We start from the raw sequence: 12,827 nt of genomic DNA on the forward strand, positions 1-12,827 counted from the left end.
GCAACGTTGAGATTCTGCCGAGAGAATGAGCGTCCCGACCTAACCTTCGACGCCGCGCTGCTGCGGCTTGGGGCGAGGGAATCCGACATCTGCCAGGACGCCGATTTGTCGGCGACCACCGCAAGGTTGGCTATCCTGTCGCCCGCGTTCGTGCCCTCCAACTTCTGTCCCAACGCTTGACAGCTATGGGTGAGTGCACCTTAGTCGCCCTGCATCTGTCATACTGGAACCCGCCCTTCCCATGTCTTCCGTCCCGCTCCCAAAATACGGGAAGCCGCCCGTCACGGAGGTGGTTTGCGGCATCTATTTCCAAGACCTCGACGCCTTACAGGTCGCGCATGTCGGCGCCTTATGGGAGCGCCTGAAGGCTGATTTTCCTCGTACTGAGACGCTCCAGCCACTACCGCCCACGGTAGTTTCGAGCGGCCCCTCGGACTTCATGATCCAACTGCAGATCAACCCTGTCGAAGCTAGCCCCTTTCCGCGGGTCTGGTTCGTGAGTGCTGACGACGCAACCCTGGTTCAACTGCAGCGTGACAGGCTCATCATCAACTGGCGGCAACAGGTGCCTGACGCCCCTTACCCCAGCTATAATGTCATCGTAGCTAGGCTGCGCGGCCTTGTTGAGGTGCTTGCGTCGTTCCTGCGAGATCACAATCTCGGAAAGCTTGAGCTTATCGGTCTCGAACTTGCCTACGTGAACACTCTGCTATTCGGCCGTGAACTCAACGGGCCTCACGACATTGCTTCGGTCGTCCCTGTCCTCGCTTGGCAGGCTGCTTCAGGGGGCGCGGCATCGCTGCCGCTGTCCGGCCTGGGCTGGAACGCTCAGCTCGACCTTCCAAACAACGAGGGCAACATCCATATCTCGTTGAACACCACACAAAGGCGTAGCGACGGGCAGGGCTTGGTGCGGCTTGATCTGCTCGCGCGGAAATTTTCGGCGGTGTTTGAAACTCGTGCTATATGGGACTGGTTCGATCTGGCGCATGACTCGATCGTGACGACGTTTGCCGACATCACGAGCCGGGACGTGCAAAATAGGGTCTGGGGGAGGCAAGGATGATTTTCGCTCGCGCAAGCTTCGCCGAAGCGATGCCGGTCGAGAAGCCTTTCGCCGGTACGCCGTTCGAGTTCTATTCTGACCTGGACCCAACGGTCTCCGGTGCTGGGGAGCGTCAGAGGCGTGCGCATCTCATCGAAGCAATTAAGCAGTTGCCGTCTTATGCTGCGGGCATGGGCTATCCTGCCGTATCTCCCTCCACCCTCCGGTTGGCTGTAGACTTTGTGCTGAGCCTTCCTCTCAACCGCGCTTTGCCGAAGGTGGCGGTCGACGACGAGGGCGACATCCTGATGAGCTGGCATGGCTTGGCAGGCGGATTCGCCTTGACCATTGAGGGGAAGGTCTTGCACATGACCGTCAACCCTGGCGCCAATTCTGAGCATGTCGAGCCCACCATCTACAATGGCGGACACATCCCTCCCGTGCTCCTCCCCCACATCCCCACTCGCACCTGATGAACCTCCGCCGGCGGAACAGCCGGTTCGGACTGTCGGGGACACTGAGCAGGTGTCGCGACACATCTTCTCTCCGCGAATGCTCGGCGAGGCCGATGCCTTCGTGTGGCAGGAGGTGTTTCAGTTCGCGAGTTCAGAAGGGATGGCTGAGTCGGTCGTTCTGCGATCAGTCGTATTGACATCCAGTGAGGTCCACAGGCTTGGCTGCGAGAAGCAGGCACGCGACCGATCAAATGGTCGCGCTACGTCGACTTATCGCGGTTATATAGACGCGAATGTCGCAGCAATCCGTGCACAGACGACCAAGAACGGCCATTGCTTCTCCGTCACGCATGAACCAGCAGAAGGAGAGTGGCACGGCCACATCACGGTCGTTCTAGCCGCTGGCGTTACGAAGCTCAGCAAGAACGACAAAGACGACGTCCGGGCGTTGATGCGGGGGGTATTCGGGCCACTCAACGCACATGTCTGTGCATGAGCCAAGTGTCGACACTCCTGCGGCTCACTACCTTTTTGTTCATCGCGGTTCCGTAGGTTAGCCTAACGGAGCGTGCCGGCCCCCACGGCCACGCCCCCGCCTGCCGACGTAGCGAGGGTTCCATGACCAGGCGCGATCTCCTTCTCGCTATATTGGCAGCCTCTGATGGGCAGCCATACGAGCCGGTTCAGGTGCAAAAGGCCACGTTCCTCGCTCTGACGAACCTACCTGCCCTTATTGACGATGGCGCCTCGTTCGCATTCGAGCCTTACGATTATGGCCCATTCGATCGTGAGGTCTATGCTGAGGCTGAGCACCTCGAACGCCACGGCTTAGCGGTTGTTCGACCTTCGGCCGGAGGCCGGTGGAAGACATATGCGGCAAGCGAGGATGGACTGGCGGAAGGGCGCCGCATCCTGGCTGGCATGACACCTGAGGCAGCGCGCTATCTCGGCGACGTTGCCCGATGGGTCCGCGGGCAAACGTTCGGTGCGCTTGTCCGGTCAATCTACCAAGCCTACCCGGAGATGCGGGCTAACAGCGTCTTTCAGGACCGTAGCCATTGACCGTCATCGTGGGCGCCCGCTGTTCAGATGGCATCGTTGTCGGTGCCGATAGTATCTCGACCTCCGCAAATGGGAGGAACCCGCTGATCCAATTTTGCTCCGACGAAAAGATACGGGTTATCGATGATAAGGTCATTGTCGTAGGAACAGGCAGCATCGGCCTGGCACAGCGGTTCGAGGCCATCGTCGAGCAGTCATGGCAACAACAGGTTTTCGAGCGCGACTGTCTGAATTGCGCTGTCTCGATCGCAACGCTAGCCCGGCATGAATTCCACCAGAGTGGAGCACATCAATCCGCCGCGGCCGGTCTGGATTTCGGCGCCATGGTCGCGGCGCCGGTCGGCGGAATGCACGAACTGGTTGAGTTCAACACGTTTGACCTGCAGCCCGAGCGTAAGACCCCAAAACGTCACTGGGTCGCGATGGGTGCTGGACAAACTCTAGCCGACCCCTTCTTGGCGTTCATAAGTCGCGTCCTGTGGGGAGGGCGGGAGCCCACGGTTGCGGAAGCGACCGTCGGCCTTTGCTGGGCTATTGAGCACGCCATCCAGTACACTCCGGGCGGCGTCGGCCCGCCGGTTAGGCCGGCGGTTTTACGGAGAGAGGGCGGGGATTGGCGCGCCAAGCTTCTGGAGGATGATGCCTTGCAGGAGCCACGACAGCACATCGCCGAAATTGAGAAGCGCATCGGTTACTATGCGCTGGAGGACCTTGGCACTAGCGCGGCACCTGTCTCTGCGCCTCCCATGCCTCCAGCTCCTATCTGAAGCGCTCGTACCGCTCTCACAAATCGTGAACGGGCACGTCCGTCGAGATCGAGAGCCAACGGCCGGAAGCGAAGGCGACCCTGAGCACGCGAGGCGCTGGGCGACCGGCCTTGGCGCTACAGCAAGGCCGGCGTGGTTACCACTGACCTGAAGCTGCTGGAGGACGCGCCGCGGGCACTGATCGGGCAGCTCGACCGCGAGCGCAGCGCGCCGCTGATGGCGGCCATGGACGCCTGTAACGCGCGCTTCGGCCGAGGCGCCGTCGTGCCGGCCCGGGCCGGGCTCACCGAGAAGCGGACCTGGTTGACGAAGTTCGAGATGCGCAGCCCGCGCTATACCACGCAGGTGAAGGAGCTCCCGACGGCCCACGCCTGACGGAATCGGAAAGCTCGCGCTCGAAGCCTCAGTTCGTCGGCTGCTCGACCGGCGCGGGCGACCGCAGGAAGATCAGCACGCCGCCGACAACCGACAGGCCGAGCGCGATGGCGAACAGGAGGAAGAACCAGCGAGGCATGCCGCCGGATAGCACGCTTGAGCGCGCCGGTGGCGTGAAAGTCTGACGGCGCTTTCGGACCGCGTCACTGCGCACGCAGTCAACCATACGGCGCCGCTCGTGAGCGGTCTTGTCGTGGGTTAGGCGGTGGTGGGAAGGATCCGGCATCTCAGATCTTCAGCCTAGCTGGCGCCGACAGCTCTCTTTGACCGCGCGGTTTCCCTTCTAGGCCGAGAGCCCGCTTACGCTTCGTCCGAGGAGCTTCTCTCGTAGCCGGGTCATCGGAGGGCTAAATGCTCCGCGCATCCGCGCGCCACCGTGAGCAAACTGACGCCTGCCAGCGATAGGACGGTGAGTTTCACTGGTGTCCTCTGCGATATCTATCGTCGCGCTGCCATCAGGTCATGCGTCAGCACTGTCAGCTTGCCGATCAGGCCGCTGACATCAGTGCCCTTGCAAGACCACTGGGTGCCAATCGCCTCGCCATCCGCAGAAACGGACACGACGGCCACTGAACGCAGCTTGCCCTCCCGCGCTAGAGCGAGTTGGTCCTGAAGCACCTCGATCATCGAGGCGATGTCTGCATCCGGATTTGTAGACGCCACGCGAGGCGGAAACCGGATGACATCGGCTCCAGTTGGCTGGCCCTGGTTGCTCATATGGCTATCCTCCGCGCTCTCCTCAATTGCGGAGGCATGCATGAGGCTTTGGAGCGGAGTGTGGCAGCTTGTCCTTGTAAGCGAGCATCAGCCAGATGTGTGGCTGCATGAGCACATCTACGGCGCGCTTGCAGGCCGCCTAATGCGAGAGGCCCCACCGCGACATGCGCGGCAGGGCCTCTAACTCATTGTGGGAAGGGGGTTTAGTAGCCGCGCCCGTAGTAGCCCGGCCCGCCCCGATCGTAGGCGCCAGCGGCTGCAGCGCCTGCTGCTACGCCCGCAATGCCCAGCCCGACGGCCGCGCCTGTCGAAAGTCCACGACGATCGCGGCGATCACCACGGCGCTCGTAGCCACGATCTCGAGCATAGCCCCGATCGTAGTCACGGCTGTAGCCACCATCACGGTGGCCGCCATAGCCGTATCCCTGTGCCTGAGCACCGGTTGCGCCAATAGCCCCAAGTGAGAGCGTAACGGCGGAAATGAGAGCGAGCTTACGCATCGATGTCTCCTTCGCTGTTGCGTTGGAGGGCCAACCCAAAGCGGAGGGATGTGTTCCGATGTTTTCCTGGATTGACCCAAGATGCTTCTGCTAGCGCTTGCTCGCGTCAGCTTGATCGGCGTCCCTGGCCAAGCGCGCAGCCTTTTGTCGAGCCAAGTTCTCCTCCAAAGCGCTAACCGGCGCTTCCTCGTCGGGCATCCGGATCGGTCGGCCCTGCTCTTTCGCGAAAGCTGCTTCTGCGCGCTGCCGCTCTTTGCTTAGTTGATCGGACAGGAGGTGTTCCTTGATATGATGGCAGAGCTTCGCCATCCCGCTGTGGCAGCGATGGTTATCGGCGCTACGAATTGATCGGTGCTAACTGCGCTCTTGCCCCGGGCATCACCTCCAGGCCGCTGTGTGGGCCGAGAATGTGGGACAGAGTGAGGAGAGCTAGCTAAGTGCCTGATTTTGTTGGCGCACCCGACACGATTCGAACGTGTGACCTTTGCCTTCGGAGGGCAACGCTCTATCCAGCTGAGCTACGGGTGCTGACCGTGTCGCTCTGGTAGCCCATGCAGGGGCTCCGCGCAACGGGTCTGTGGCGGGCCTCGGGACGCGAGGGGGCGTGGCGGAGGCGCTTCGCGGGCGCGGCGCCTTCGGTCGGAGCGTGCCGCGTGCGCGGGTTCGAGCCGGCACCGGGACCCGCGCGGGGATCCGGCCGCGCCGGCGACGGTTCGAAGGCCGCCCGGGCTGGCGCGTCAGGGGGCGTCACGATGGCGGGTGCGATCCGTCCGGTCATCCGGGGGGCAGGCGCGCTGGCGGAGGGCGAGCGCGTCGCCGGTCGCCGCGAAGGCGGCGGTGTTGTCGAAGATGCACCAGCTCTCGCATCCCTGCGCGGCCTCCGCCGCCAGGCGGCCGGCCAGCGCGTCGAGGGTCCGCGTCGTATAGGCGGAGACGTAGATCTTCGGCGAACCGTGGAGGCGATGGTAGCGCAGTCCGGGCCAGCCGCTGGGCTCCCCCGCGCCGGGCACCGGCGCCGGATCGGCCGCCACGCGCGCGATCCGCAGCTCTGACAGCAGCGCATCGACCTGCGGCGCGAACCAGCTGGCATGCCGCGGCTCGCAGACGATGCTGCCGGCATGGGCGTCCCGAAAGCGCCGCAGGAACCCGGCGCTCGCCTGGGGGTCGAAGCGAAGGCTCGGCGGCATCTGCAGCAGGAGCGGGCCGAGCTTCGGGCCGAGCCCGGCGACCTCGCTCAGGACGCGCCGCAGGGGCATCTCCACGTGCTGAAGGCGTTGCTCGTGGGTGATCGTGCGCGGGAGTTTGACGGCGAAGCGGAAATGCTCCGGTGTGGCGCCGGCCCACCGCGCGTAGGTCTCGACCCGGTGAGGGCGATGGAACGAGGTGTTGATCTCCACCACGTCGAGCCGTCGGGCGTACCGTTCCAGATGGCTGCCGTCGGCGGGAAACGCCTCCGCACAGCCCTTCGGCACGCTCCACCCGGCCGTTCCGATCGCGATCACGCCCTGCCCTCCGTCCGCGCCTTCGCCTCGCGACCGGCACTGGAGCCCGTCCACGGGGCCGGACGAGGAATCCCCGTCGCTCGCCCGGCGGCGCCGTCGGCCGGCCGGCGGCACGCCTCCCGCACCGGCCGCATGCCCGCCCCGAACCGGCGCAGGCCGCCGGATGTGATCGAATTCACGGGCCGACCGGACGTTCCGCCTCGCACCCATGCCGATTTCGCGCATCTCGACCAGCGCCGGTCCGGCCTCGTCGCGGAGGTCGAGGGCTACCGCGCGCATGCCGACGCCCTGAGCGGGCGGCGCGCGTCACGCCGCCGCGACGCCCGGATCCGGAGCGGGCGTGCGGCGTCGGCGGAGGTCGCTTCAGGCCAGGCGCAGGTGCCGGATCCGCCGGCCGGGGGCGATCGCCTGGGCCGCCGTGGCGATGCCGCGCGCGTCGATGCCGAAGTGGCGGTAGAGGTCGGCGATCGTGCCGGTCTGGCCGAATTGCGAGACGCCGAGCGCCCGGGTGCGATGGCCCTGCACCGAGCCGAGCCAGCCGAGGGTCGCCGGGTGCCCGTCGAGGACGGTGACGAGGCCGCAATGGGCGGGCACCTCAGCGAGCAGGCGCTCGATGTGGCTCGACGCCTCGGGCCGGCCCTGCTCGCGCAGGCCCTGGGCCGCCGTCCAGCCGGCCTGCAGCCGGTCGGCGGAGGTGACGGCGAGGAGGCCGACGTCGCGCCGGTCCTCGGCCATCAGGCCGGTGGCGGCGATCGCCTCGGGGGCGATGGCCCCCTGATAGGCGACGACCACTTCCGCGTTCGGGCCGGGCCGGCGCAGCCAGTAGGCGCCCGCCACCATGTCGGCGGCCAACTCCGGGCCGATCTCCCGGGCGGGCTGCTCCAGGCTCCGCGTCGAGAGCCGGAAATAGGCCGACCCGCCGGCCGCGTCGGGCAGGCAGGTCACCGGGTCCGGCTCGGCGGGGCCGGAGCGCTGCATGTGCGCGAAGGCGAAGCGCAGCAGCACCGCGAGCTCGTCCACGAAGGCGGGCTCGAAGGCCGAGAGGCCGTCCTGCCCCATCCCGATCAGCGGCGTCTTGATCGACTGGTGCGCCCCGCCCTCGGGCGCGAGGGTGACGCCCGCCGGCGTCGCCACCAGGAGGAAGCGCGCATCCTGGTAGCAGGCGTAGTTCAGGGCATCGAGGCCGCGCTCGATGAAGGGATCGTAGAGCGTGCCCACCGGCAGCAGGCGCTCGCCGAAGATCGAATGCGACAGGCCCAGCGCCGAGAGGGCGGTGAACAGGTTCGATTCGGCGATGCCGAGTTCCAAGTGCTGGCCGGAGGGCGCGAAGGTCCAGTTGAAGGTCGAGGGAATGCGCTCCTTGCGGAAGGTGTCGGCCATCGCCTCCTTGGCGAAGAGGCCGCGCCGGTTCACCCAGGCGCCGAGATTGGTCGAGACCGTGACGTCGGGGGCGGTGGTGACGATGCGGGCGGCGAAGGCCGAGTCGGACTTGGCGATCTCGTGCAGGATCAGGCCGAACCCTGCTTGCGTCGAGAGCGCGGCCTGCTTCGGAGCCGCGAGGCGCTCGGGGACGGGGATTGCCGGCGCCGCGTAGCGGCGGCGGCCCTGCTGCACGAAGGGCACTTCGGCGAGGAAGCGGCGCATGGCGTCGGGGGCGACGGCGAGGCCCTCGAAGGGCTCCCATTCGTGGCCCGGCCGGATCGCCATCTCGGCCCGGAACGCTTCGATCTGGGTCGGCGTCAGCAGGCCCGCATGGTTGTCCTTGTGGCCGGCCAGCGGCAGGCCGTGGCCCTTGATGGTGTAGGCGATGAAGCAGACCGGGCGGTCATGGGTGCGGGCCGCCTCGAAGGCCTCCAGCAGCATGGCGAGGTCGTGGCCGCCGAGATTGCCCATCAGGGCGGCGAGCTCGGCGTCCGAGCGCCGGTCGATCAGGGCCGAGACCTCGCCCTGGTCGCCGAGCTCCTCCGTCAGGCGCCGGCGCCAGGCCGCGCCGCCCTGGAAGGCCAGGGCCGAGTAGATCGGGTTCGGGCAGGCTTCGATCCAGGCCTTCAGGCGCGCCCCGCCCGGCTCCGCGAAGGCCGCCTGCTGGAGCGAGCCGTGGCGCAGCACCACCACGTCCCAGCCGAAATTGGCGAACATCGCCTCGAACTTCGCCCACAGCCCCTCGCGCACCACCGCGTCGAGGCTCTGGCGGTTGTAGTCGACGATCCACCAGGTGTTGCGCAGGCCGTGCTTCCAGCCCTCCAGGAGGGCCTCGAAGATGTTGCCCTCGTCCATCTCGGCGTCGCCGATCAGCGCCACCATCTTGCCCTCGGGCCGGCCGCCACCCCAGCCCTTGGCCCGCACGTAGTCCTGGGTCAGCGACGCGAAGAGCGTCTGCGCCACGCCGAGGCCGACCGAGCCGGTGGAGAAGTCGACGTCGTCCACGTCCTTCGTGCGCGAGGGATAGGACTGGGCGCCGCCGAAGCCGCGAAAGGTCTCCAGCTTCTCCCGGGTCTGGTGGCCGAACAGGTATTGCAGGGCGTGGAAGATCGGGCTCGCATGCGGCTTGACCGCGACCCGGTCCTCGGGACGCAGCACGGCTCCGTAGAGCGCCGTCATGATCGCGCAGAGGGAGGCCGAGGAGGCCTGGTGCCCGCCCACCTTCAGCCCGTCGGCGGAGGCGCGCAGGTGGTTGGCGTTGTGGATGGTCCAGGTCGAGAGCCAGAGACTCTTGCGGGCCAGGGCGGCGAGGTAGGGCAGTCGCGGATCGCTCATGACAGGATCCTAGGCGCCTTCGCGCGGTGAAACTGGCCAAATCAGCTTGTCGAAACGCTGCTCCCTGGCTCAGATAGGTTGCCCAAGCCTTCCAGAGGCGCCGTTCATGCCAAAACCGGTTCTCGACGCCATCGATCGCCGCATTCTCGCCTGCCTCCAGGAGGATGCCCGCCTGACGGTGCAGCAGATCGGCGACCGGGTCGGCCTCTCCGCCTCGCCCTGCGCCCGGCGGGTGCGCCTGCTGGAAGCGGCGGGCGTGATCAAGGGCTACGTCGCCGTCGTCGATCAGGTCGCGGTCGGCCTGCCGGTCAGCGTCTTCGCCTCGGTTCGGCTCGAGCGCCAGCGCGAGGAGGAACTCGACCGCTTCGCGGTGGCGGTCGCCCGCTGGCCCGAGGTGGTCGATTGCTACCTGATGACCGGGCAGCGCGACTACCTGCTCCGGATCGTGGTCGAGGACCTCGAGGCCTACGAGCGCTTCCTCAAGGAGAAGCTGACCCGCCTCGACGGCGTCGCGGCGATCGAGTCGAGCTTCGCCCTGGGCCAGGTCAAGCGCGCGAACGCGCTGCCCATCCCGTTGATCGAACGGGGCTGAGCGGCCCGGCGCGGGCGACCTCCGGCGATGCGCGGCCGGTCGGGAGGCGGGAGCAAACGACGCCGGCTTACGTTATCCGTCCTCTCCCCTGCGAGGCCGCGACCATGCACACGAACCGACTCGCCGAGACCGAAGCGGGCCTGGCGCGCGCCGACCAGGCCTGGCGGTTCGAGGTGACCCGTCTGCACGGTCCCGATGGTGTCCTGCACTTCGGCTACGGCCCCGAGGGACGCGGCGAAGAGGGCTCGCCGATGCGCCGGGCCTACGAGGCGCGCCGACACGCCGTGGCACTCTGGCGGCACGAGCGGCGGGCCGGGGTCTGAACAACCGGACCGCGTGGCACCTCTCGCGAGACCCGGAGGCGCACGCTGCGCCGCCCGGCCCGTCCTGATCGACAGCCCCGTCGTCGAACTTCCTGCCGTCGGCCTGCACCGACACGCTGTTCCGCCGTGATCGGCGATGCCCGTATCCGCAGGGCGGAACAGGGCGGTGGCCGTCCCGGTCTCAAGCGCCCTGCCCGTGCAGCCAGCGGCTGTCGAGGGGGCGAGGCGCCTTACGGCTTGCGGGTGCGGGACGCTTCCTCGATGGCGGCCTGATGGTACCAGCTGTCCTGGTAGTCCATTTGAGGCCGGGTCTGCGCCTTCGTCTCGGCATTCGACTTGTCGACCAGGCTCGATCCGAGGGTCGAGGATCCTTGTCGCGCGCGGAAGGGCAGGATGGTGGCGGTGTGCTGATGATGTCCCATAGTCATGGATCTTAGGGTCCTTTCGTGCACTGCCTTCGCAGCGCCCTCGACGATGAGTATAGGCACGATCGATACATTTTGCATCACGAAGGGCTCGTGAAATCATCAGGATGCGAGAAATATAGGCGTGCCGCATATTCTTTCAGGATCGGTCAATAGGTCTGACCGTTCCAGGCGCGAAAGCGAGCATGATCGTTTCCTGGCCTGATCGGCTCCACGCCGTGCCGGTTCCGGCAGGGGCGCCGCCGGGCAAGGTCCAACGTCGGGAGGGTCCCTGCGGACCGCCTGAGGCCCGACCCGATTGTCCACACGATCGGCCGCGTCCGGCTCCGCCGCTGCCGGCTCCGGTTTGACGCCTGCGGGAGGGGGCCATACCGTCCCGCCGGGCGAACGGAAGGGGTCTCGTCTCCGCAGCGAAGCCTTCGCCGGGGACGAATGGTCGAGCCCTCGTCATGCCCGGGCGCTGCAAGGGCGCGAAGCAGAGTTGTGGGACGGGCGAGATGGCTGGGCAGAAAACCGACGCACGGGACGTGCACGTGGGACAGCGGCTCGCCGAGCAGCGCAAGAAGGCGTCCCTCACCCAGAAGCGCGTCGCCCAGAGCTTCGGGATGTCGGCCGCGCAGCTGCAGAAATACGAGAAGGGGACCAATCGAATCAGCGCGATCCATCTCGACACCTTCAGCCGGTTGACTGGGGTGCCGATCGCCTACTTCTTCGACGGCATGGATCACGGCGACGAGCCGATTCCCGCCGAGGCAACAACGCCGGGATTCTCCGAATCGAGGCAGCAGGTCTATGCCGCCGACAATCCATGGCTCGGGCTGGCCGACGTCGTGGTCAAGCACGTGAACAGCCATTTCCCCGAACAGGACCGGCATCGGTTCGCCGCGATCCTGCACGCGATCGGCGGCCAGCTCCGCGGCTGATTTATCGGTCGGTTCGTTCGCTTTGACGGATTTATCCGGTCTTCCGGCTTGACCCTGCGCGGCCTGCCTGCCAGACACTCGCGCTAGATCAACCAGGAACGGCGCCGCGACAGCTTGGGCGCTCACAGCGTCGGGGGCCTTCAATGCCGCGTTCGAACTACCTGTTCACGAGTGAGTCGGTCTCCGAGGGCCATCCCGACAAGGTCTGCGACCGGATCTCCGACACCGTCGTGGACGCCTACCTCGCGGCGATGCCCGAGGCACGCCTCGGCGTCGAGACCCTGGCCACCACCAACCGCATCGTCATCGCGGGCGAGGTGCGCGGCCCGGATTCGGTGACCTTCGACCATCTCACCGAGCTGACCCGCGCGGCGGTGAAGGACATCGGCTACGAGCAGTCGGGCTTCCACTGGAAGAACAACGACATCGCGATCCACCTGCACGCCCAGTCCGCCGACATCGCGCAGGGCGTGGACTCGGCCGGCAACAAGGACGAGGGCGCGGGCGACCAGGGCATCATGTTCGGCTACGCCTCCGACGAGACGCCCGAGCTGATGCCGGCGCCGATCTACTACGCCCACAAGATCCTCAAGGACCTCGCCGACGCCCGCAAGGCGAAGCGGGGCGACGCCGCCAAGCTCGGCCCCGACGCCAAGAGCCAGGTCACCGTCCGCTACGAGAACGGCCGCCCGGTCGGCGTGACCCAGATCGTGCTCTCGACCCAGCACCTCGACGAGTCCCTCGACTCGGCCGACGTGCGCGCCATCGTCGAGCCCTACATCCTGGCCGCCCTGCCGCAGAACTGGGTCTCCGAGGAGACCGTCTGGCACGTGAACCCCACGGGCAAGTTCGTCATCGGCGGTCCCGACGGCGATGCCGGCCTCACCGGCCGCAAGATCATCGTCGACACCTACGGCGGCGCGGCGCCCCACGGCGGCGGCGCCTTCTCGGGCAAGGATCCGACGAAGGTCGACCGCTCGGCGGCCTACGCGGCCCGCTACCTCGCCAAGAACGTGGTGGCGGCCGGCCTCGCCACCCGCGCGACGATCCAGCTCGCCTACGCCATCGGCGTCGCCAAGCCGCTGTCGATCTACGTCGACCTGCACGGCACCGGTCAGGTCGACGAGGCCCGGCTCGAGGACGTGCTGATGAACGCCCTCGACCTGTCGCCCCGCGGCATCCGCACGAAGCTCGGCCTCAACAAGCCGATCTACGCCCGCACCTCCGCCTACGGCCATTTCGGCCGCGCGCCGGAGGCCGATGGCGGCTTCTCGTGGGAGCGCACCGACCTCGCCGACAGCCTCAAGTCGGCCCTGGCCTGACC

At 66.8% G+C, this 12,827-nt stretch carries 14 protein-coding genes, 1 tRNA gene and 1 pseudogene; 9 read left to right on the plus strand and 7 right to left on the minus strand.

Annotated features, from left to right (window positions below; all coding sequences use genetic code 11):
* The first annotated feature begins 241 nt into the window (after positions 1-241).
* The 5 genes and pseudogenes from AC0IWM_RS00930 to AC0IWM_RS00950 form a co-directional block, all read left to right on the plus strand.
* A complete protein-coding gene (locus tag AC0IWM_RS00930) occupies positions 242-1,066 on the plus strand; it encodes a TIGR04255 family protein (RefSeq protein ID WP_471752654.1) in 825 nt (274 codons plus the stop codon).
* Positions 1,063-1,518, plus strand: a complete 456-nt coding sequence (locus AC0IWM_RS00935; RefSeq protein WP_471752655.1) for a hypothetical protein — start codon at positions 1,063-1,065, stop codon at positions 1,516-1,518. Before AC0IWM_RS00930 ends, AC0IWM_RS00935 begins: the two co-directional genes overlap by 4 nt.
* 600 nt (positions 1,519-2,118) lie before the next feature.
* Positions 2,119-2,562 (plus strand): hypothetical protein, encoded by a 444-nt coding sequence (locus tag AC0IWM_RS00940; RefSeq protein ID WP_471752656.1) that lies wholly within the window; start codon positions 2,119-2,121, stop codon positions 2,560-2,562.
* The gene (locus tag AC0IWM_RS00945) at positions 2,559-3,329 is read left to right on the plus strand and encodes a hypothetical protein (RefSeq protein ID WP_471752657.1); all 771 of its coding nucleotides are present in this window, start codon (positions 2,559-2,561) and stop codon (positions 3,327-3,329) included. The genes AC0IWM_RS00940 and AC0IWM_RS00945 overlap by 4 nt, the downstream gene beginning before the upstream one ends.
* Before the next feature lie 99 nt (positions 3,330-3,428).
* Positions 3,429-3,704: pseudogene (locus tag AC0IWM_RS00950) on the plus strand (DUF4113 domain-containing protein); the annotation flags it as partial.
* Between the two features lie 28 nt (positions 3,705-3,732).
* On the opposite strand, the gene AC0IWM_RS00955 reads toward AC0IWM_RS00950, so the two are convergent.
* The 6 genes from AC0IWM_RS00955 to AC0IWM_RS00980 form a co-directional block, all read right to left on the minus strand.
* Positions 3,733-3,990, minus strand: a complete 258-nt coding sequence (locus AC0IWM_RS00955) for a hypothetical protein (protein ID WP_471752658.1) — start codon at positions 3,988-3,990, stop codon at positions 3,733-3,735.
* Positions 3,991-4,202: 212 nt separating this feature from the next.
* Positions 4,203-4,481 carry a hypothetical protein gene (locus AC0IWM_RS00960; RefSeq protein WP_471752659.1) on the minus strand — a complete coding sequence of 93 codons (279 nt, stop codon included), beginning with the start codon at positions 4,479-4,481 and terminating at the stop codon, positions 4,203-4,205.
* A 203-nt stretch (positions 4,482-4,684) separates the two neighbouring features.
* Positions 4,685-4,981 carry a hypothetical protein gene (locus tag AC0IWM_RS00965; protein ID WP_471752660.1) on the minus strand — a complete coding sequence of 99 codons (297 nt, stop codon included), beginning with the start codon at positions 4,979-4,981 and terminating at the stop codon, positions 4,685-4,687.
* Between the two features lie 451 nt (positions 4,982-5,432).
* A tRNA-Arg gene (locus AC0IWM_RS00970) sits at positions 5,433-5,509 on the minus strand.
* 209 nt (positions 5,510-5,718) lie between these two features.
* Positions 5,719-6,483, minus strand: coding sequence for a DUF72 domain-containing protein (locus AC0IWM_RS00975; RefSeq protein ID WP_471752661.1), 765 nt, complete (start codon positions 6,481-6,483; stop codon positions 5,719-5,721).
* Between the two features lie 363 nt (positions 6,484-6,846).
* On the minus strand, positions 6,847-9,240 hold the full coding sequence (locus AC0IWM_RS00980; RefSeq protein ID WP_471752662.1) for a transketolase: 2,394 nt from the start codon (positions 9,238-9,240) through the stop codon (positions 6,847-6,849).
* Positions 9,241-9,346: 106 nt separating this feature from the next.
* Between AC0IWM_RS00980 and AC0IWM_RS00985 the strand changes: the two genes are divergently transcribed.
* Positions 9,347-9,832, plus strand: coding sequence for an Lrp/AsnC family transcriptional regulator (locus tag AC0IWM_RS00985; RefSeq protein WP_471752663.1), 486 nt, complete (start codon positions 9,347-9,349; stop codon positions 9,830-9,832).
* 104 nt (positions 9,833-9,936) lie between these two features.
* Entirely contained in the window at positions 9,937-10,155 is a 219-nt protein-coding gene (locus tag AC0IWM_RS00990; RefSeq protein WP_471752664.1) for a hypothetical protein, read from the plus strand.
* Between the two features lie 230 nt (positions 10,156-10,385).
* Here AC0IWM_RS00990 and AC0IWM_RS00995 read toward each other — a convergent pair whose 3' ends face one another.
* Positions 10,386-10,583, minus strand: a complete 198-nt coding sequence (locus tag AC0IWM_RS00995) for a DUF2735 domain-containing protein (RefSeq protein ID WP_471752665.1) — start codon at positions 10,581-10,583, stop codon at positions 10,386-10,388.
* 494 nt (positions 10,584-11,077) lie between these two features.
* Between AC0IWM_RS00995 and AC0IWM_RS01000 the strand changes: the two genes are divergently transcribed.
* Together AC0IWM_RS01000 and metK are read left to right on the plus strand one after the other, a co-directional pair.
* A complete protein-coding gene (locus AC0IWM_RS01000; protein WP_471753083.1) occupies positions 11,078-11,503 on the plus strand; it encodes a helix-turn-helix domain-containing protein in 426 nt (141 codons plus the stop codon).
* Between the two features lie 143 nt (positions 11,504-11,646).
* Positions 11,647-12,825: a methionine adenosyltransferase gene (metK, locus tag AC0IWM_RS01005; protein WP_471752666.1), complete on the plus strand. Its 1,179-nt coding sequence runs from the start codon at positions 11,647-11,649 to the stop codon at positions 12,823-12,825.
* Positions 12,826-12,827: the final 2 nt, after the last annotated feature.

The sequence above is a fragment of the Methylobacterium sp. AC433 genome, assembly GCF_979253015.1.

Coding starts and splice junctions, on each gene's coding strand:
- AC0IWM_RS00990 (WP_471752664.1), top strand. CDS start 9,937: ATGCACACGAACCGACTCGCCGAGACCGAAGCGGGCCTGGCGCGCGCC.
- AC0IWM_RS00980 (WP_471752662.1), bottom strand. CDS start 9,240: ATGAGCGATCCGCGACTGCCCTACCTCGCCGCCCTGGCCCGCAAGAGT.
- metK (WP_471752666.1), top strand. CDS start 11,647: ATGCCGCGTTCGAACTACCTGTTCACGAGTGAGTCGGTCTCCGAGGGC.
- AC0IWM_RS00985 (WP_471752663.1), top strand. CDS start 9,347: ATGCCAAAACCGGTTCTCGACGCCATCGATCGCCGCATTCTCGCCTGC.
- AC0IWM_RS00955 (WP_471752658.1), bottom strand. CDS start 3,990: ATGCCGGATCCTTCCCACCACCGCCTAACCCACGACAAGACCGCTCAC.
- AC0IWM_RS01000 (WP_471753083.1), top strand. CDS start 11,078: ATGGCTGGGCAGAAAACCGACGCACGGGACGTGCACGTGGGACAGCGG.
- AC0IWM_RS00960 (WP_471752659.1), bottom strand. CDS start 4,481: ATGAGCAACCAGGGCCAGCCAACTGGAGCCGATGTCATCCGGTTTCCG.
- AC0IWM_RS00995 (WP_471752665.1), bottom strand. CDS start 10,583: ATGACTATGGGACATCATCAGCACACCGCCACCATCCTGCCCTTCCGC.
- AC0IWM_RS00930 (WP_471752654.1), top strand. CDS start 242: ATGTCTTCCGTCCCGCTCCCAAAATACGGGAAGCCGCCCGTCACGGAG.
- AC0IWM_RS00965 (WP_471752660.1), bottom strand. CDS start 4,981: ATGCGTAAGCTCGCTCTCATTTCCGCCGTTACGCTCTCACTTGGGGCT.
- AC0IWM_RS00940 (WP_471752656.1), top strand. CDS start 2,119: ATGACCAGGCGCGATCTCCTTCTCGCTATATTGGCAGCCTCTGATGGG.
- AC0IWM_RS00935 (WP_471752655.1), top strand. CDS start 1,063: ATGATTTTCGCTCGCGCAAGCTTCGCCGAAGCGATGCCGGTCGAGAAG.